Source organism: Phaeobacter sp. LSS9 (assembly GCF_003443595.1).
Taxonomy (GTDB): Bacteria; Pseudomonadota; Alphaproteobacteria; order Rhodobacterales; family Rhodobacteraceae; genus Phaeobacter; species Phaeobacter piscinae.
In genome coordinates, this window is record NZ_CP031956.1 from 2804890 (window position 1) to 2822291 (window position 17402).

The 17402-nt window shown below is 63.8% G+C and carries 16 protein-coding genes; 4 read left to right on the forward strand and 12 right to left on the reverse strand.

Annotated elements, in window-relative coordinates; translation table 11 throughout:
* Positions 1 to 114: 114 nt before the first annotated feature.
* The 5 genes from D1820_RS13460 to D1820_RS13480 all read right to left on the reverse strand — a co-directional run bounded on the left by D1820_RS13460 (position 115) and on the right by D1820_RS13480 (position 5523).
* On the reverse strand, positions 115 to 1572 hold the full coding sequence (locus D1820_RS13460; RefSeq protein WP_118069406.1) for an aldehyde dehydrogenase family protein: 1458 nt from the start codon (positions 1570 to 1572) through the stop codon (positions 115 to 117).
* Positions 1565 to 2038 (reverse strand): GNAT family N-acetyltransferase, encoded by a 474-nt coding sequence (locus D1820_RS13465; protein ID WP_118069407.1) that lies wholly within the window; start codon positions 2036 to 2038, stop codon positions 1565 to 1567. The genes D1820_RS13460 and D1820_RS13465 overlap by 8 nt, the downstream gene beginning before the upstream one ends.
* Entirely contained in the window at positions 2035 to 3642 is a 1608-nt protein-coding gene (locus D1820_RS13470) for an ABC transporter ATP-binding protein (RefSeq protein ID WP_118069408.1), read from the reverse strand. Before D1820_RS13470 ends, D1820_RS13465 begins: the two co-directional genes overlap by 4 nt.
* Positions 3639 to 4454 (reverse strand): ABC transporter permease, encoded by an 816-nt coding sequence (locus tag D1820_RS13475; protein ID WP_118069409.1) that lies wholly within the window; start codon positions 4452 to 4454, stop codon positions 3639 to 3641. The genes D1820_RS13470 and D1820_RS13475 overlap by 4 nt, the downstream gene beginning before the upstream one ends.
* 121 nt (positions 4455 to 4575) lie before the next feature.
* Positions 4576 to 5523, reverse strand: coding sequence for an ABC transporter permease (locus D1820_RS13480; RefSeq protein ID WP_040171710.1), 948 nt, complete (start codon positions 5521 to 5523; stop codon positions 4576 to 4578).
* 196 nt (positions 5524 to 5719) lie between these two features.
* On the opposite strand from D1820_RS13480, the gene D1820_RS13485 reads away from it, so the two are divergent.
* A complete protein-coding gene (locus D1820_RS13485) occupies positions 5720 to 6904 on the forward strand; it encodes an acetoin utilization protein AcuC (RefSeq protein WP_118070212.1) in 1185 nt (394 codons plus the stop codon).
* Between the two features lie 70 nt (positions 6905 to 6974).
* Here the strand turns inward: D1820_RS13485 and D1820_RS13490 are convergent, their stop codons facing one another.
* Entirely contained in the window at positions 6975 to 8453 is a 1479-nt protein-coding gene (locus D1820_RS13490; RefSeq protein WP_118069410.1) for an ABC transporter substrate-binding protein, read from the reverse strand.
* 160 nt (positions 8454 to 8613) lie between these two features.
* Here D1820_RS13490 and panB point away from each other — a divergent pair, with 160 nt between their 5' ends.
* From panB to glpK, 3 genes are all read left to right on the forward strand, one after another.
* Complete coding sequence (gene panB, locus D1820_RS13495; protein ID WP_040171706.1) at positions 8614 to 9477, forward strand: 3-methyl-2-oxobutanoate hydroxymethyltransferase; 864 nt, start codon at positions 8614 to 8616, stop codon at positions 9475 to 9477.
* Positions 9478 to 9484: 7 nt separating this feature from the next.
* Positions 9485 to 10342: a pantoate--beta-alanine ligase gene (panC, locus tag D1820_RS13500; RefSeq protein WP_118069411.1), complete on the forward strand. Its 858-nt coding sequence runs from the start codon at positions 9485 to 9487 to the stop codon at positions 10340 to 10342.
* A 67-nt stretch (positions 10343 to 10409) separates the two neighbouring features.
* Positions 10410 to 11894, forward strand: coding sequence for a glycerol kinase GlpK (gene glpK, locus D1820_RS13505; protein WP_118069412.1), 1485 nt, complete (start codon positions 10410 to 10412; stop codon positions 11892 to 11894).
* A gap of 120 nt (positions 11895 to 12014) precedes the next feature.
* Here the strand turns inward: glpK and D1820_RS13510 are convergent, their stop codons facing one another.
* The 6 genes from D1820_RS13510 to arfB form a co-directional block, all read right to left on the reverse strand.
* Entirely contained in the window at positions 12015 to 13271 is a 1257-nt protein-coding gene (locus D1820_RS13510; protein WP_118069413.1) for a flavin-dependent oxidoreductase, read from the reverse strand.
* 102 nt (positions 13272 to 13373) lie between these two features.
* Positions 13374 to 13922, reverse strand: coding sequence for an isopentenyl-diphosphate Delta-isomerase (gene idi / locus D1820_RS13515; protein ID WP_040171699.1), 549 nt, complete (start codon positions 13920 to 13922; stop codon positions 13374 to 13376).
* Between the two features lie 258 nt (positions 13923 to 14180).
* Positions 14181 to 14645, reverse strand: a complete 465-nt coding sequence (locus tag D1820_RS13520; RefSeq protein ID WP_096870335.1) for a cytochrome c family protein — start codon at positions 14643 to 14645, stop codon at positions 14181 to 14183.
* Positions 14646 to 14799: 154 nt separating this feature from the next.
* Positions 14800 to 15837: a P1 family peptidase gene (locus tag D1820_RS13525; RefSeq protein ID WP_118069414.1), complete on the reverse strand. Its 1038-nt coding sequence runs from the start codon at positions 15835 to 15837 to the stop codon at positions 14800 to 14802.
* A 125-nt stretch (positions 15838 to 15962) separates the two neighbouring features.
* Positions 15963 to 16724 carry an SDR family oxidoreductase gene (locus D1820_RS13530; protein ID WP_118069415.1) on the reverse strand — a complete coding sequence of 254 codons (762 nt, stop codon included), beginning with the start codon at positions 16722 to 16724 and terminating at the stop codon, positions 15963 to 15965.
* Positions 16725 to 16790: 66 nt separating this feature from the next.
* Positions 16791 to 17210, reverse strand: a complete 420-nt coding sequence (gene arfB, locus D1820_RS13535) for an alternative ribosome rescue aminoacyl-tRNA hydrolase ArfB (protein ID WP_118069416.1) — start codon at positions 17208 to 17210, stop codon at positions 16791 to 16793.
* Positions 17211 to 17402 lie beyond the last annotated feature (192 nt).

A 17402-nucleotide genomic window follows, 5' to 3' on the forward strand; every position in this document is an offset into this window, starting at 1 on the left:
TATTTTGCGGCCGGTCTGGCAAGGGTCCCAACAAGTTGCGGCAACAGATCTGCCCCAATGTTTCGCACGCGAAACAATTGGGCAGATCCTATGACCTAAACGCTGATCGTCAGTCTAACCGTGATACGCCGCGACGGTTTTCAGCTGCGAAAACCCATACAGCGCCTCAAAGCCCTTCTCGCGCCCATGGCCGGATTTGCCAACCCCGCCAAAAGGCAGCTCAACCCCGCCCCCGGCACCATAGTTGTTGAGGAACACCTGACCCGCGCGCAGGCGTTTGGCCAGCCGCATCTGCCGCGCACCATCGCGGGTCCAGAGGCCTGCAACCAGACCATAATCGGTGCTGTTGGCAATCCTGACCGCCTCGGCCTCATCCTCAAACGGGATCAGCACCTGCACCGGGCCAAAAATCTCCTCCTGCGCCAGCGGATGATCTGCCGCGACATCGGCAAACAATGTGGGGTGCACATAGGCGCCGCTGTCGCTGGCCTCCTCGCTCAGCACGCCCTGGGCCGCAATGGTCAGATCCGCACCTTTGGCCAGATAGCCTTCAACGATCTCTTTCTGGCGGGCTGAAATCAGCGGTCCCAGACGCAGGTCAGACAGGGCCGGGCCGACGGTCAGCTGGCTATAGGCCTCGGCCATCGCGGCGCGCAGCTGATCATAAACACCGCGCTGCACCAGAATACGCGAGGCGGCAGAACAGGTCTGGCCTGCGTTCTGGATCCCTGCATTCACAAGGAAGGGCAGGGCAGCATCCAGATCTGCATCGTCAAACACCAGCTGCGGGGACTTCCCGCCCAGCTCCAATGTGACCGGCACCACATTGGCCCCTGCCGCCTGCTGCACCAGCGCGCCGGTGCTGACCGACCCGGTGAAGGAAATATGATCAACACCCGGATGCCCCGCCAGCGCCGCGCCGGCCTCGGCACCTATGCCGGGCACCACGTTCAGCGCACCTGCGGGCAACCCGGCCTCCACCGCGATCTGGGCAAAGGCGAGTGCGGTCAGGCAGGCTTCCTCAGCGGGTTTCAGGACGCAGGCATTTCCCATGGCCAGTGCCGCCCCGACAGAGCGGCCAATGATCTGCATTGGATAGTTCCAGGGCACGATATGCCCCGTCACCCCATGCGGTTCACGTAGGGTGTAGACGGTGTAGCCGGACTGATAGGGGATGGTTTCGCCATGCAGTTTATCCGCCGCACCACCGTAGAATTCCAGATACCGCGCCAGCGCCACCGCATCGGCGCGCGCCTGTGTCAGCGGCTTGCCGACGTCCATCGCCTCCAGCTGGGCGAGGGTCTCGACACGGTCCAGCACCATCGCACCCATCCGGGCCAGCAACCGCCCCCGTTCGGTTGCGGTCATCTCTCCCCAATCCCCCTCCAAGGCGACGCGGGCTGCGGCAACAGCAGCATCAATGTCGCGCGCATCACCGCGCGCGATCTGGCAGAGGGGGCTGCCATCCGACGGGTTTGTCAGCGGCAGGGTGTCGCCCCCGGCAGGCGCTTCCCAGCGGCCACCAATCAGGCAGAGTGCGGGATCAAACCAAAGCGGTGCTGCATCAGTCATTCTGGTCTCCTGCAATGTAAAAACTGTAGCTCTTCACCTGATGGTCGGTGAAGGGGGCACCATCGCGCAATTGTTCAACCCCTTTGATCGCACTCAGGCAGGTGCCCCAGAACGCCACCGCATTGGGGGATCCGGCAGAGATGCCCATGCGCCAGTAGCCGGGAAATTCGGCAAAGATCAGGCTGGCCGCCGCATGGCCGTGCCCCTGCCTGCGATAGGCCGGATCAATCGCAAACTCCGATAGCTCACGGCGGTCATCGGGCAGGTTCAGCACGATGGCAAAGCCGATGCGATCCTCCTCCCGACGGATCCAGAACGCGGTGACATCCTTGCGGTGCAGCATCTGGCCAGCACGTTCGCTTGGGTCGATCCGCAGATCGGGGGCAATCTCTGAGTAATACCGCGTCAGCGCCGCCGCAAGCCGCGCCCGTTCGCGGGGCAGGATCAAGGTCAGTCGAAAGCTCATGCTGCCCCCGTTTCCAGATCAGGCAGCACCGGGGCCGCGGCGATCAGGGATTGCGTATAGGAGTGTTGCGGGTTGGCGAACAGATCCTCTGTCTTGCCCTGTTCCACGATCTGACCCTTTTGCATGACCAGACAGCGGTCGGTCATGCTGCGCACCACATGCAGATCGTGGCTGATGAACAGATAGCTGAGCCCATAGGTGCGGCACAGGTCGGCCAGCAGATCAAGGATCTGCGCGCGCACGGAGACATCCAGTGCCGAGACCGCCTCATCAAACAGGATCAGATCAGGCCGGGTGATGAGCGCGCGGGCAATGGCAATGCGCTGGCGCTGACCGCCGGAGAACTGATGGATATAGCGCCCCGCATCATCGGGGCTGAGGCCAACCGCGCTTAGCGCTTCGGCTACACGATTGTCCCGCTCCTGCCCAGTGGGGGCGTCAGGGACGCCATGGAAGGGTTCGGTGATCAGCCGTGCCACCCGGTGGCGGGGGTTGAAGCTGCCAAAGGGATCTTGGAACACCACCTGCATTTTGCGCCGCTGCTCTGCCGTCAGCCCCTTGCCCGACAGGGGGGAGCCATCCAGCAGGATCTCGCCCCGTTGCAGCGGTTCCAGCCCCAGAATGGCGCGGGTCAGGGTGGATTTGCCGCAACCGGATTCCCCAACCAGCCCCAGCCGCTCCCCTCGGTGCAGAGTGAAGCTGACGTGGTCCACCGCGCGCATTTGTTCGGCGGGTGCAAACAGGCCGCTGCGCGGCAGGGGATAGTCGCGCACCGCCTCGCGGACCTCCAGCAGCGGCGTGCTGTGCGGATCCGCTGCCGTGGCCGCGGGCAGGTTGGCCTGATGGTTCGATGCAGCAAAGAGTTTCTGGGTATAGGGATGGCGGCGATTGGCGAGGAGCTGCGCCGTGGTGCCGGTCTCCACCACCTCACCCTTGCGCATGACGATGATGCGATCGGCCATATCGGCGACAACTGCCAGATCATGGGTGATGATGATCATCCCCATGCCGTAGTCCCGCACCAGATCGCGCAGCAGATCGAGGATCTGCGCCTGCGTCGTCACATCCAGCGCGGTTGTCGGCTCATCCGCGATCAGCAGGGCGGGGCGCATGGCAATGGCCATGGCGATGACCACCCGCTGGCGCTGCCCGCCAGACAGCTCATGCGGATACCGGCTGAGCGGGAAGCGCTCCGCCGGCAGGCCAACCCGGTCCAGCAGGTTGCGCGCCTCGGCTTCGGCATCGGCTTTGGTCGCGCTGCTGTGCAGGAGGAGGGTTTCCATCACCTGATCGCCAATGCTCTGCACCGGATTGAGCGCGCTCATCGGTTCCTGAAACACCATGCCGATTTTGCGCCCGCGCAGATCGCACATCTGCTCTTCGCTCAGTGCCAACAGATCCTGCCCCTCAAGGCTGAGATGTCCCGACAGGCGCGTGCAAGTGGGCAGGAGGCGCAGAATGGTGAGCGCGGTCAGGGATTTGCCCGATCCGCTTTCGCCGGTGATGGCCAGGATCTCGCCAGTGTCCACCGACAGGGAGACCTCCCGCAGGATCGGAAAGGCCCCGATGGAGAGCGACAGGTTGGTGACATCAAGGAGGGTCATGCGCGGCCGTCCTGCAATTTGGGATCAAGCCAGTCACGCAACCCGTCGCCCATCAGGTTCAACCCCAGAACGGTGAGGATGATCGCACAGCCCGGCACCAGCGCCATATGCGGGGCGAGGCTGACCATGGTCTGCGCATCGGCCAGCATCCGCCCCCAGCTGGGCACCGGTGGCTGCGCGCCAAGGCCGACGTAGCTGAGGCCGGCTTCGGCCAGGATGCCGAGCGAGAACTGGATGGTGCCTTGGACGATCAGCAGGTTGGCGACATTGGGCAGGATATGTTCGGCTGAAATCCGCGCCGACCCCTTGCCAGCGACACGGGCGGCCAGAATGAACTCCCGCTGCCAAAGCGACAGCGCCGCGCCACGGGTGACGCGGGCAAAGACTGGGATGTTGAAAATGCCGATGGCGATGATTGCATTGATCGCACCGGCGCCAAGGATCGCGGTGATCAGGATGGCGATCACCAGCGACGGGAAGGCAAAGACCAGATCATTGGCCCGCATGATGCCTTCGTCCAGCCAGGAGCCACGTTTGGCCGCGGCGGCTAGGCCCAAGGGCACGCCAAGCCCCATGCCGATTCCCACGGCGACCAGCGCCACCGCAATCGAGGTGCGCGCGCCGACCATGATCATCGACAGGATATCGCGGCCAAAGTGGTCGGTCCCCAGCCAGTGTTCCGCGTTTGGCGCCTGCAGCTTGGCGGGGATGTTCATGGCAGTGTGGTCGTAAGGTGTCCAGATGAAGGACAGCAGTGCGGCCAGCAGCACCAGCGCGGAGAGGATTCCGCCAAGGATGAGGCTACGGGTCATCGGGGACCTCGCGTGTCGCGGAGTGGCTTGCGTCCGACCCTGGGTGGGTGCAAAGCGCCCTCCCGGGGGGAGGGTCGGGCGCTGCCCGGCTGTGCCGGGCATATGTGAGCCATGTGGTTTGTCATCCGCGCCCCCGCAGTCTGGGATCGACCAGTGCATAGGTCAGATCGACCAGGAAATTCACCATGATGACGGCAAAAACCAAGAGCATTACGACGCTTTCCACCACGATCAGATCACGGGCGGAAATGGCCTGAAACACCAGCCGCCCCAGACCGGGCAGGTAAAACACCTGCTCAATGATGATTGCGCCAGCGAGGAGGAAGGAAAACTGCAACCCGATGATGGTCAGCACCGGGATCAGCGCATTGCGCAGCCCGTGCCGCCAGAGCGCCTGCCGCTGGCTCAGACCTTTGGCGCGGGCGGTGCGGATAAAATCCTCGCCCAGAATATCGAGGAGAGCCGAGCGCATGACGCGGGCCAGAATGGCCGCCTGTGGCAGGGCAAGCGCGATGGCGGGCAGGGTGAGGGAGTGCAGCGCGGCAAACGGCCCGGCCTCCCAGCCGACAAAGCCACCGGCGCTGAACCAGCGCAGATTGATGGCAAAGACCAGAACCAGCATCATCGCAAACCAGAAATTCGGCACCGCGACGCCCAGCTGGGTTGCGCCCATCACCGCGATATCGCCTGACCTGCCCCGGCGGGCGGCGGCATAGATGCCAGCGGGCAGGGCAATCAGCGTTGACAGCGTCAGCGCATACAGCGCAAGCGGCAGCGACACCCAGAGCCGGTCGGCGATCATCTGCGCAACCGGCGTGCGATAGGTGTAGGAGGTGCCGAAATCGCCCTGCAACATACCGGTGAACCAGCTGATATAGCGGGCGAATTTCCCCTCATCCAATCCCAACTCACTGCGCAGGGCGGCAATGGTGTCGGGTTGCGCGTTGATGCCCAGCATGAAGGACGCCGGATCCCCCGGCGCGATCTCAATCACGAAAAAGATCACCCAAGAGGCAATCACAAGGCTGACGATCAGCGACAGCAGGCGTTTGGCGAGGTAGCGTCCCATTGGCGGCAGGTTAGGGGGGCGCTGGGCGCGGGTCCAGAGCGGGCAGGCTCCGACTTGGAGAAAACGGCAAAAACATTTATTTCACAGGGCCCTAGCATGATCGTAAAAGGCGAAGATGTGCGGCTATCGCGCGGCTGTTGCTGCCGTTCGATCTGCGGGGTTTGGCGCAGCAAAGTTCCGCGCTATTTCTGGGCGCATGACACAATTTCCTGTTGCTTCCGCTCTGTCTGCCACCGCTGATGCGGTCCCGCCCTCCGGCCCGCTGGAGGCGCCGGTTTTTATCGGCTCTGAGATCTATCGCGGGTCCAGCTATGGGCGGATGCATCCGTTGCGGGTGCCGCGCGTATCAACGGTGATGGATCTGACGCGGGCGCTGGGCTGGTTGCCGTCGGCGCAGTATCAGACCTCACCGCGGGCGAAACCGGCGGCGCTGGAACGCTGGCACAGCGCGGAGTATATCGCCGCGCTTCAGGCGGCGGAGCGGGCGCAGGCGGTGAGTGATGAGGTGAAGGCGCGCCACCATATCGGAACGATTTCCAATCCGGTGTTCCCGGAGAACTATCGCAGGCCCGCCACGGCGGCGGGTGGATCGATCCTCGCGGGGGAGCGGTTGGCGCAAGGGGGCGTGATCTACAATCCGGCGGGGGGCACGCACCACGGGATGCCGGATCGGGCCAACGGGTTTTGTTATCTCAATGATCCGGTGCTGGCGATGCTGTCGCTGCGCCATCACGGCGCGCAGCGGATTGCCTATGTCGATATCGATGCCCATCATGGGGATGGGGTCGAGCACGGCTTTGCCGGCGATCCGGATGTGCTGATGATCTCAACCCATGAGGAGAACCTCTGGCCCAAGACGGGGCAGCTGGCCGATGATGCGGGCGGCAGTGCGCTGAACCTGCCGGTGCCGCGCGGGTTCAATGACAGTGAGATGGCCTATATCCGTGAGGAGCTGATCCTGCCTGCGGTGGCGGATTTCGCGCCGGATGCGGTGGTCCTGCAATGCGGGGCGGATGCGGTTACCGAGGATCCGTTGGCGCATCTGGACCTGTCCAACACGGCCCATTGGTCGGTTGTTGCGGCGCTGCGACCACTTGCGCCGCGCTATCTGGTGCTGGGCGGCGGCGGCTATAACCCCTGGTCGGTCGGGCGGCTGTGGACCGGGGTGTGGGCGACCCTGATCGGGTATGAGATCCCCGATCGTCTGCCACCAGCGGCAGAGCAAGTCCTGCGCGGGCTGGAGTTCAAGGGGCATCGTCTGGGGCGCAACCCGCCAGAGCATTGGTTCACAACCTTGCGGGATACACCGCGCCCCGGCCCCGTGCGCGATCAGATCCGCGCGTCGGTGGCGCAGCTGCGTCGGCGTCGTGGGCTTGGCTAAAGACCGGCAAGAGACAACAGCGCCCGGTCCGGGGCGCTGTTGTTTCGGCTCTAATACAGGGAATTTTAGCCTATTTTGCCCAGCTGACTCCGGTCAGGTCAGTGGCCTGTGTCGGGGCATTGGCCCAGAGCCCTTGCAAATCCGCCTTGGCCACGCTGAGTGCGGCGAGCTGGAACAGGAAGCCGTTCACATAGTCCTGCGCGATGATCTCCTGCGCCTGTTGCAGCATCTTGGTGCGGGCGTCGGGATCTGTGGTGCCGGTCAGATCTGCCATCAGATCCTGAAAGGCGGCGTTGTCATACTGGAAGTAGTAATCGGGCCGGGCGTAGATGCCGATATCCATCGGTTCGGTATGGCTGACGATAGAGAGGCCAAAATTCTTGCCTCGGAACACGGTTTCCAACCACTGGGCCCATTCCACATTGATGATCTCGGCGGTGATGCCGACCTCAGCCAGTTGCGCAGCGATGATCTCTCCCCCCCGACGGGCGTATGACGGCGGCGGCAAATGCAGCGTGGTGGTGAAACCATCGGGAAAGCCCGCCTCAGCCAGCAGCGCGCGGGCCTTCTCCGGGTCATGGGCGCTGGTGCCGGTCAGGTCGACATAGGCCGGGTTGTGGGGGGCGAAATGACTGCCGATCGGCGTGCCGTAGCCAAACATCGCGCCATCAATGATCGCCTGACGGTCAATCGCATGGGCCACAGCGGCGCGGACCTTGGCGTTGTCGAAGGGTGCCCGTTTGTTGTTAATCGACAGGATCGTCTCCCCCTCGGTCGAGCCGATGAGCACCTGAAACCGTGGGTCGGCCTCAAACTGCGGCAGGTTCTCTGGCGCGGGGAAGGCGGAGAAGGCATCCACATCCTCAGCCATCATCGCGGCAAAGGCGGCGGTCGGATCGGAGATGAATTTGAAGGTCGCCGCACTCAGCGCCGGGGCCTCGCCCCAGTAATCCGGGTTGCGGGCAAGGTCGATGCGGTCGCCCTGAACCCAGTTGGTGAAGGTGAAGGCGCCCGTGCCGACGGGGGCAGTCTTGATCGTGTCGATGCTCTCTGGCGCGACGATGACGGCGTCCCCCCATGCGAGGTTGAACAGAAGGTTGCCGTTGGGCTGTGACAGGGTGAGCCGCACCGTCAGCGGGTCAACGACATCCACACTGGCGATATCGGCAAACAGTGCTTTCTGGGCGTTTGTGCTCTCTTCGGCACGAGCGCGGTCGAGGCTGAATTTCACATCCTCCGCGTCCATCGTGGTGCCATCATGGAAGGTCACGCCGTCGTGCAGGGCGAAGGTATAGGTCAGGCCATCCTCGGAGATCTCCCAGCTCTCGGCAAGGCCGGGCACTACCGCGCCATCGCCCATGAAGCGGGTCAGCCCCTCAAAGACGTTGGAGTAGAGCACCTGATCAATGGCACCGGCGGCGGCGCTGGTGGGATCAAGATGCGGCGGCTCCAGTTGCAGGGCGACGGTGACGGTGTCGCGCGCGGAGGCGGCCCCGGCCAGAATGGCCAGCGCGGAACTGGCGGCAAACAGGAATGGCAGTCGTGTCATCGGTGGTGTCTCCCTACTGTGGTGGCGGTCTTTTGTGACCTTTCGGAAAACTGTTCCGCATTTTCCGTCAGGTAATCAAGGTTGACGGGACATTTCGCCCCCTAGAAGCGCGCAGCGTAAATTGCTAGCGGTGCGCAATGCGAACGGAGAGGACAGCATCATGAGTGCAACGGCCCGCAAAATGGCACCCAACGCCGAGGATATTCGCGCCCGCAAAGGCGGCACCCCGCTGGTGAGCCTGACCGCCTATACCACACCGATGGCACAGGTGATGGATGGTCATTGCGATTTTGTGCTGGTCGGCGACAGCGTCGGCATGGTGCTGCATGGGCTGACGTCCACGCTGGGGGTCACCATGGAGATGATGATCCTGCATGGGCAGGCGGTGGCGCGCGGGTTGAGCCAAGCGATGATGGTGATCGACATGCCGTTCGCCAGCTATGAGGAAGGCCCGGCGCAGGCGTTTCGCAATGCCGCGCGGCTGATGGCGGAAACGGGCGCCGGCGCGGTGAAGCTGGAGGGTGGCGTGGAGATGGCAGAAACCATCCGCTTCCTCGTCAAACGTGGCATTCCGGTGATGGCGCATATTGGCCTGACGCCGCAGTCGATCAATACGCTTGGCGGCTACAAGGTGCAGGGCCGTGACGCGCAGGCGGAGGCGGTGCTGGCCGATGCCCATGCGGTGGCGGAGGCTGGCGCGTTTTCCGTGGTGCTGGAGAAGGTGCCGCAGGGGCTGGCGGATCGGATCACGGCGGAGGTCGCCATTCCCACCATTGGCATTGGGGCCAGTGCGGGCTGTGATGGCCAGATCTTGGTTGTGGATGACATGCTGGGGTTCTTCACCGCCTTCAAGCCGAAGTTCGTGAAACGCTATGCCGATCTCGGCCCCTTGGCAGAGGCGGCGATTTCCGAGTATGCAGCCGAGGTGCGCGCGCGCAGCTTCCCCGCGCCCGAGCATGTGTTTGCAGACCAGGCCCCGGCTGCCGCCAAGACGGCCGCATCCACGGCCCCGCAAAAGGACTGACCCCATCATGACTGCCCCGATTCTGCGCCGCCTGAGCGACCTGCGCGCGTTGCATTCCGACTGGCGCCGCGAGGGTGCCCGTATTGGTCTGGTGCCCACCATGGGCGCGCTGCACGAGGGGCATCTGTCGCTGGTCGCTGCGGCCAAGGCGGCCTGCGACCGGGTCATCGTTACGATTTTTGTGAACCCCAAGCAGTTCAACAACGCCGAGGATCTGGCGAAATATCCCCGCACGGAACTGGCGGATGCAGAGAAACTGGCCCCCTACGGTGTTGATGCGATCTATGTGCCGGATCCCGATCAGATCTACCCGGAGGGCTACGCGACCACTGTGTCGGTGGCGGGGCTGACTGATGTGCTGGAGGGCGAGTTTCGCCCCGGTCATTTCGACGGGGTGGCCACGGTGGTGGCCAAGCTGTTCCTGCAAAGCGGTGCGGATGCAGCGTTTTTTGGCGAGAAGGACTATCAGCAGCTGATGGTGGTTACCCGTATGGCGCGGGATCTGGACATTCCGATCAAAGTGCAGGGCTGCGCCACCGTGCGCGAGACCTCTGGCCTGGCCATGTCGTCGCGCAATTTGCGGCTCTCGCCTGAGGCGCTGGGCAAGGCGGGGCAACTTTATCCGGTGCTGCGGGATCTGGCCGATCAGTTACGGGCAGGGGCGGTGTTTGACGACATTCTTCCGGCGGCCAAGGCGCGTCTGGCAGCGGCCGGGTTTGGCGATCTGGAATATCTGGACCTGCGCTGCGCCGAAACGCTGGCGCCACTGTCGCGGCCTGATCGTCCGGCCCGCCTGCTGGTCGCGGCATGGCTGGATGGCATCAGGTTGATCGACAATATCGCGGTTGACCAACTAAATGATTAGTAGGGGCTGGTAGCGATAGCACTTTTGCGTCTAATCTCTGCCCCAAACGACCCAGGGGAGGGGCAAGATGACGTATATTCTGGCGATAGATCAGGGCACAACCTCGACCAGAGCGATCCTGTTTGATGATAAGATGCAGGCGCAGGGCTCGGCCCAGCAGGAGTTCGCCCAGCATTTTCCGCAGGCGGGCTGGGTGGAGCATGACCCGGAGGATCTGTGGTCCACAACGCTGGATGTCTGCCGCAAGGTGATGGCAGAGCAGGGCGTTACGGCGGCGGAGATTGCCGGGATCGGCATCACCAATCAGCGTGAAACCACGGTGGTCTGGGATCGTCACAGCGGCAAACCGATCCACAACGCCATTGTCTGGCAGGACCGTCGCACCAGCCCGATCTGCGAAGAGCTGCGGGCGGCAGGACATGAGGACAGCGTGCGCCAGAAAACCGGGTTGCTGCTGGATCCCTATTTCTCGGGCACCAAGTTGAAATGGATTCTGGACACCGTGCCGGACGCCCGCGCCCGCGCTGAGGCCGAGGATCTGCTATTCGGCACTGTCGACAGTTTCCTGATCTGGCGCCTTACGGGTGGTGCGTCCCATGTGACCGATGCCACCAATGCTGCGCGGACCCTGATGTATGACATTCGCAAGGGCCGTTGGAGCAGCGAGATCTGTGGCTTCCTCGGCGTGCCGCGCGACATGTTGCCGGAGGTGAAGGACTGCGCCGCCGATTTCGGCACTACCAAGGCTGAGTTTCTGGGCGGCGAGATTGCCATTCTGGGGGTGGCTGGCGACCAGCAGGCGGCCACCATCGGACAGGCCTGTTTCCAGCCGGGGATGATGAAATCGACCTATGGCACGGGCTGTTTTGCGCTGCTGAACACCGGCGATACGCCGGTTGTGTCGCAAAACCGGATGCTGACCACCATCGCCTATCAGCTGGAGGGCGCGCCGACCTATGCGCTGGAGGGCTCGATCTTCATTGCGGGTGCGGCGGTGCAATGGCTGCGCGATGGGCTTGGCATTATCGGCTCAGCGCAGGAAAGCGGTGCCCTGGCGCGCAATGCCGATCCGGGTCAGGACGTCATTCTTGTGCCGGCCTTTACCGGGCTGGGCGCGCCGTATTGGAAACCGGATTGTCGGGGCGGCATGTTTGGTCTGACCCGCAACTCAGGACCGGCGGAATTTGCCCGGGCTGCACTGCAAAGCGTGGCCTATCAGACCCGCGACCTGTGGGAAGCGATGCGGGCGGATTGGGACGGTGACAGTCTGGTGACCCTGCGGGTGGATGGCGGCATGAGCGCCAGCAACTGGACCATGCAGAGCCTTGCGGACCTGTTAGGCGCGGCGGTGGATCGTCCGGTGATGCAGGAAACCACCGCGCTGGGTGCAGCCTGGCTGGCGGGGATGCGGGCGGGGGTCTACCCGGATCAGGCGGGCTTTGCCGCGACCTGGGCGCTGGATCAGCAGTTCACCCCTGAGATGGATGAGGATCGCCGCAGCGCTGCCTATGCGCGTTGGAAGCGCGCGGTTGAGGCTGTGATCGGGGTCTGAGGGACTGCGCAGGCGGGGCCTCCCGCCTGCTCCGCCACAGTCGGGGACTGGGCCTGCACAGTTGGGTGTGGCGCCGCGCCATGCGCGGCGTTTTCGTTGCTGAGACGCGCGTCAGTCGTCTTAGGTAAGACGGGTGCCTGCGGGTATGGTGCGCGGGCGGGCGTTCAGCTCCTCAATCGAGAAGCCGGCGATGGATTTGTATTTTGCGGCATGGGCGGCCAGCTCCGCCTGAGGGATTACCTCGCCTATATCGCTGAAATCACCCCCGCAGAGGGTTTCGACCTGTTGCAGCACGCCGTCGGGGCCGCCGCCTGCGCGATTGGCCAAGGCGACGGCGGTTGTCACCGGGCGGACCGCTGCCTCATAGGTGCTCAGGGCCTGAGGTGTGACGCCATGGGCCAGCATCTGCGCGCCAATGAGCCGGGCATCAACGATGGCTTGGCTGGCACCGTTGGAACCCACCGGATAGGTTGGGTGGGCGGCGTCCCCCATCAGGCTGACCGGCCCATCCTGCCAGCGGGGCAGCGGGTCGCGATCCACCATAGGGTATTCGTAGACGATCTCAGCCCCGTTGATCAGCGCAGGAACATCGATCCAGTCGAACTGCCAATTGGAAAAATCTGGCAGAAAATCACGGATGTCGGCGGCGCGATTCCAGCTTTCGCGGTTCCAGCGCGCGGATGGGTCGAACTGTTTTTCCGCAATCCAGTTGATGGTGGCGGTGCCTCTATCGTCTGGCGCGCTGATGGGATAGGCGACAAGGCGCAGTTGGTCATGGCCGATCATCGCCATGGCCGCGCCGCCGTGAAAGGCGGGGGCAAAGGTGGTGGCGCGCCAGAGGATGCGGCCATTCCAGATCGGCGCGCCCTCATCCGGGTACATCTGAGCGCGGATGGCGGAATGGATCCCATCGGCGGCGATCAGCAGATCACCACGGGCCGAGCGGCCATTCTCCAGATGCAGGCAGGCGCCCTGATCCGAGGTGTCGTAGCCGGTGGCGCGCGCACCTGTTGTGATGACGCTGCTGCCTGCGCGCGCCAGCAGCGCGTGGTAAAGCATCATTTGCAACGCGCCGCGATGGACGGAAAACTGCGGCCAGCTGTAGCCTGCGGCCTCGCCGCGCGGCTCCTCCCAAATGGTCTTGCCCAGCTTGGAGTAAAATCCAAGGCGCCGGGTGCGCACACCAATGGCGGAGAGCTCGGCCTCAAGCCCCAGATCAAAGAGTTCGCGCACCGCATTGGGTTGCAGATTGATGCCGACGCCCATCGGCTTCAGCGTTTCTGTGGCCTCATAGATGTGAAAGGGCACGCCCAATTCGTGCAGGGTGAGGCCAAGTGTCAGCCCGGCGATCCCTGCGCCTGCAATCATCACCGTCATCTGGCACTCCCCGTTTCTGCGCGCTTTGCGGCATTAGAACCATGATGCGCGCGGCGGAACAAGATGGGGAAATGCCACGGTTAGAGCCTGATATTTGCGCGTCTACCCGTCCTCATTGCTGCCGAGGCTGAGGTCGGGGCCAAAGATCACGTCGGAGTAGCTGTTGAGATAAATCTTGAGCCAGGGGGTAAAGCGATCCGGGTGGCGCTGCACCTCGGCCAGAAGGTCGTGATAGTCGACCCAGCGTGTCTCCATCACTTCTTCGGGGTTGGGTGCGAGATCCGGCGCGCGGTGCGCATGGGCGAGAAAGACATCCACCACCTCATGTTCGATCAGCCCGTTGCCGACATCGGCGCGGTATTCCAGGTGGTGGCGGAACTCAGGATAAAGCCCGGTGATGCCGAGTTCCTCTTCCATGCGGCGGACCGCACAGGCCGAGGAGGCCTCACCCCATTGCGGGTGGGTGCAGCAGGTGTTCGCCCAGAGCCCGGGGGTGTGATATTTGCCGAGCGCGCGGCGTTGCATCAGGATTTCGCCGCCCTTCACCACAAAGACCGAGACGGCCTTGTGCTTCAGCCCCTGTTCATGGGCGGCCAGCTTATCAACTGGCGTCAGGGTGCCATTCACCCAGGCGGGAATCTTGTGGGTCATTGCAGGAACTCGCAAGGATTGAGCAAGGAGGCGGGCGGCCAAGCCATTGGGCCGGGCGCACGGGATCGAGCAGATATGGTGGTCATCAGGTGGAGATCAATCCCACAAATGAGGCTGCCCGGATCGGCGGGTTACTGGATGCAGGGGCCAAAGGCCTGCGCGGGACGGTCAATATCGCAGAGAAATATGAAAATCAATTGTGCGAAAAGCCGCGGCCGGGGGCGCGCGGCTTTTGCCAGTTTGTCTGCAGACCAAGGATCAGTTGGTTGCGGTCTCTTCCGTGGTGGCCTCGCCATCGGCGTCGGCGGCATCAGCAGGACCGTGCATTGCAAGGAACGCGTAGATGTCTTCGGCGCCTTTCTTCAGGCGGAAGGACATTTTGGACTTGGCTTTCTTGTCGCCGAGGTAGTCGCGCAAGAAGGCTTTGGGGTCGGCGGTATAGGCGGTGAAGGAGGCTTCGTCCCAGGCCAGGCCTGCTTCGCCGGCGGCGACCATGTCCTTGCCGTATTTGTAGCCCTCATAGGTGCCGGCGGTGCGGCCGACGACGCCCCAGAGGTTCGGGCCGGTCTTGCCGCCCTTGATGATCACGTCACCGCTGTCGGAGACAACCATGTGGCAGGATTTGCATTTGTTGAAGCCCTTTTCGCCCTTGTCGGCATCGCCTTCGGCAAAGGCAGGGGCCGCAATCAGGCCCAGGGCCGCTACAGCAGTCAGAAGTTTCATTTCGCTTGCTCCAATATTGAGTTGGCTTGATCAATACGCGCGTGATGCGGCGCAGAGTCAAACGGGCGTTTTGCCGCGTCCGCTCTCTGCTATACGCTCAATGCGTTGAAGTGTATCTGATCTGCGTCAGGTCAAGGGAGGGATGGCCGCGGGGTCAAATCTCCTGCCAGCAGGGCAGCAGGTCACGGGGCTCCGGGCGGGCCAAGGCGGCGGCGCGGGCAATGGCGCGGCTGAGGCAGAGGGCGGCGGCGTGGCCGATTTCGCCAAGATCAGCGCCGGGTTCCCCACCGGTGATTGCCGCGCCCGGATCGCCGGTGCTGACGGCAAACACAAGATCGCCGTCGCCGGGGGAATGGGCCGGAACAATCGCCCGCCCGATCCCGTCATGGGCAGCAATGGCAAGGCGCTGGCATTGCGATTTCGTCAACGGCGCATCGGTGGCGACGATGGCGATGGTGGTGTTGCTGCCCTCTGCCGGGATCGCGGCGTCGGCGGCCAGCTTCTGCATTGAGGCGAGTTTCAGGCTGGGGGCGGGGGTGGTGAAGCCGGAGGCGGGATCCACACCCGCGCCGCCGAATTCGCCGTCGATCTCAAAAGGGGCGGCCCAGAAATGGCGATCCCCCGGCGTGGTGACGGAGCCAAGCGGATTGGCCGCCACCAGGGCGCCCACCGTGGTGCCATCCGGCAGCACAAAGGAGGCCGACCCAAGCCCGCCCTTCACCCGCGCGGCGAGGGCGCCGGTGCCCGCCCCGGCGGTGCCAAGCGCAAACTGGTGGTCTGCGGCCTCATAGGCGGCGCGGCCGAGGGCAGGATAGGGATTGTCGGGCCAGCCCTTGTCGCCGCCATTCAGCAGATCAAAGAGGATGGCACCCGGCACAATAGGCACGCGGGCGGGTCCAACCGCAAAGCCGCGCCCGGCAGCGCGCAGCCCCGCAACCACACCGGAGCAGGCATCCAGCCCGAAGGCGGATCCGCCCGACAATACCAGCGCATCAATCTGGGCGACGGATTTGTCCGGCGCCAGCAGATCGGTTTCGCGTGTCCCCGGCGCTCCGCCCATGACATGAACCCCGGCGGTGAAGGGCTGATCGGCAGTCAGCACCGTCGTGCCGGATTTCAACTGCCGGTCCTCGGCGTTGCCGACCTTGAGGCCGGGCACATCGGTGATCAGGTTCAGGGGGCCGGGGTGCATGGGCGTGTCCTTTGTCGTTGGCTTGGTGCGGGTCTGTGGCAGGGGCGCGCTGGCGCGCGCGGCCTCCGGCGGGAGTATTTGGGGAAAGATGACAGACGGGCCCGCCCTGCCGCCAAGGGCCGTGGTCAGATGCAGCGGCCGCCGTCTACTTCCAGGGCAACGCCGGTGACCATGCTGGCCTCATCCGAACAGAGGTAGCAGGCGGCATTTCCCATATCCTCCGGGGTGGAGAAGCGGCCGATGGGGATGGTGGAGAGGAATTTCGCGCGCAGCTCCGGCGTGTCTTCCCCCATGAAGGTTTTCAGCAGCGGGGTTTCGCCCGCAACCGGGTTGATGGCATTGACGCGCACCCCTGCAGGCGCAAGTTCCACTGCCATGGTGCGGGTGGCGGTGATCATCCAGCCCTTGGAGGCATTGTACCAGTTGAGGTTCGGGCGCGGAGAAATGCCGGCAGTGGAGGCGACGTTGAGGATCGCGCCGGACTGGCGGGATTTCATATGCGGCACCAGCGCGCGGGCGGTGAGATAGACCGATTTCATATTCACCGCAAAGACGCGATCGAAGTCGTCTTCACTGACATCTTCGAGCGGGGTGGGCAGGTGGCTGATACCGGCGTTGTTCACCAGAATATCAACCTGGCCAAAGTGATTGAGCGCTGCCTGCGCCATCTGATCCACTGAGGCGCGGTCAGAGACATCGACGGTCTGGGCGATGGCCCGGTCTGCTCCATAGGTTTCGCAGGCCCCGGACGCAGCTGCAGCAGCGGCGTCGCCGTTGATATCCGCGATCATCACCCGCGCGCCCTCTGCCAGGAATTTGGTGGTGATGCCGGCGCCAAAGCCCGAGGCCCCGCCGGTTACAATGGCGCATTTTCCTGCCAGCCGCATATGCTCTCTCCCCGATTGACTTTGCGGCAGCTTGGCTGAGCGCGGCGGGCAGTGCAATTGCCTGTATTAGTCGAGGTCGATCTTACCGCGCGTCGCTTTGACATCACTGCGCTGGCGTTTGGCATCAAGGCGGCGACGCACAGAGCCGCGCGTGGGTTTGGTGGCGATGCGGCGTTTTGGCGGGACCAGAGCCTGACGGACCAGCTCGGCCAGCCGCTCACGGACCAGATCGCGATTGCGTTGCTGCGAGCGGGTTTCGTCGCATTGCAGGATGATGGCGCCCTCTTTCGTCCAGCGGCGCCCGGCCAGTCGTTTCAGGCGGGACTTCACCGCCGGCGTGAGCGCCGGAGAGCGTGCGGCCTCGAATCGCAGTTCAACGGCTGAGGAGACCTTGTTCACGTTCTGCCCGCCGGGGCCGGAGGCGCGCATGAAGCTTTCGGTCAGTTCCCAGTCCTGCAGGGCGATGGTGTCGGTGATACGCAACATGAGAGGGAGCATAAGGCCGCTGTTCCGGGAGGTCCAAGCGAAAGCCGGGGTGGTGCCGTCACTGTGGGCTCTGCGCCACGCAAAAAGGGCCGCCCCTTGCGAGGCGGCCCTTTCCGAAAGTCTGTAAGAGCAAAGGCAGGTTAGGGTCTGCGACCCAGCCGGATGGCTGCTGCCAGAGAGGGCTGCCTCAGA

Bases quoted from the DNA above. Each gene is read 5' to 3' on its own strand.
- D1820_RS13480 (WP_040171710.1), bottom strand. From the start codon at position 5,523: ATGGGACGCTACCTCGCCAAACGCCTGCTGTCGCTGATCGTCAGCCTT.
- arfB (WP_118069416.1), bottom strand. From the start codon at position 17,210: ATGTTGCGTATCACCGACACCATCGCCCTGCAGGACTGGGAACTGACC.
- D1820_RS13465 (WP_118069407.1), bottom strand. From the start codon at position 2,038: ATGAGCTTTCGACTGACCTTGATCCTGCCCCGCGAACGGGCGCGGCTT.
- glpK (WP_118069412.1), top strand. From the start codon at position 10,410: ATGACGTATATTCTGGCGATAGATCAGGGCACAACCTCGACCAGAGCG.
- panC (WP_118069411.1), top strand. From the start codon at position 9,485: ATGACTGCCCCGATTCTGCGCCGCCTGAGCGACCTGCGCGCGTTGCAT.
- D1820_RS13520 (WP_096870335.1), bottom strand. From the start codon at position 14,645: ATGAAACTTCTGACTGCTGTAGCGGCCCTGGGCCTGATTGCGGCCCCT.
- D1820_RS13475 (WP_118069409.1), bottom strand. From the start codon at position 4,454: ATGACCCGTAGCCTCATCCTTGGCGGAATCCTCTCCGCGCTGGTGCTG.
- D1820_RS13490 (WP_118069410.1), bottom strand. From the start codon at position 8,453: ATGACACGACTGCCATTCCTGTTTGCCGCCAGTTCCGCGCTGGCCATT.
- D1820_RS13470 (WP_118069408.1), bottom strand. From the start codon at position 3,642: ATGACCCTCCTTGATGTCACCAACCTGTCGCTCTCCATCGGGGCCTTT.
- D1820_RS13530 (WP_118069415.1), bottom strand. From the start codon at position 16,724: ATGCGGCTGGCAGGAAAATGCGCCATTGTAACCGGCGGGGCCTCGGGC.
- D1820_RS13485 (WP_118070212.1), top strand. From the start codon at position 5,720: ATGACACAATTTCCTGTTGCTTCCGCTCTGTCTGCCACCGCTGATGCG.
- D1820_RS13460 (WP_118069406.1), bottom strand. From the start codon at position 1,572: ATGACTGATGCAGCACCGCTTTGGTTTGATCCCGCACTCTGCCTGATT.
- D1820_RS13510 (WP_118069413.1), bottom strand. From the start codon at position 13,271: ATGACGGTGATGATTGCAGGCGCAGGGATCGCCGGGCTGACACTTGGC.
- panB (WP_040171706.1), top strand. From the start codon at position 8,614: ATGAGTGCAACGGCCCGCAAAATGGCACCCAACGCCGAGGATATTCGC.
- D1820_RS13525 (WP_118069414.1), bottom strand. From the start codon at position 15,837: ATGCACCCCGGCCCCCTGAACCTGATCACCGATGTGCCCGGCCTCAAG.
- idi (WP_040171699.1), bottom strand. From the start codon at position 13,922: ATGACCCACAAGATTCCCGCCTGGGTGAATGGCACCCTGACGCCAGTT.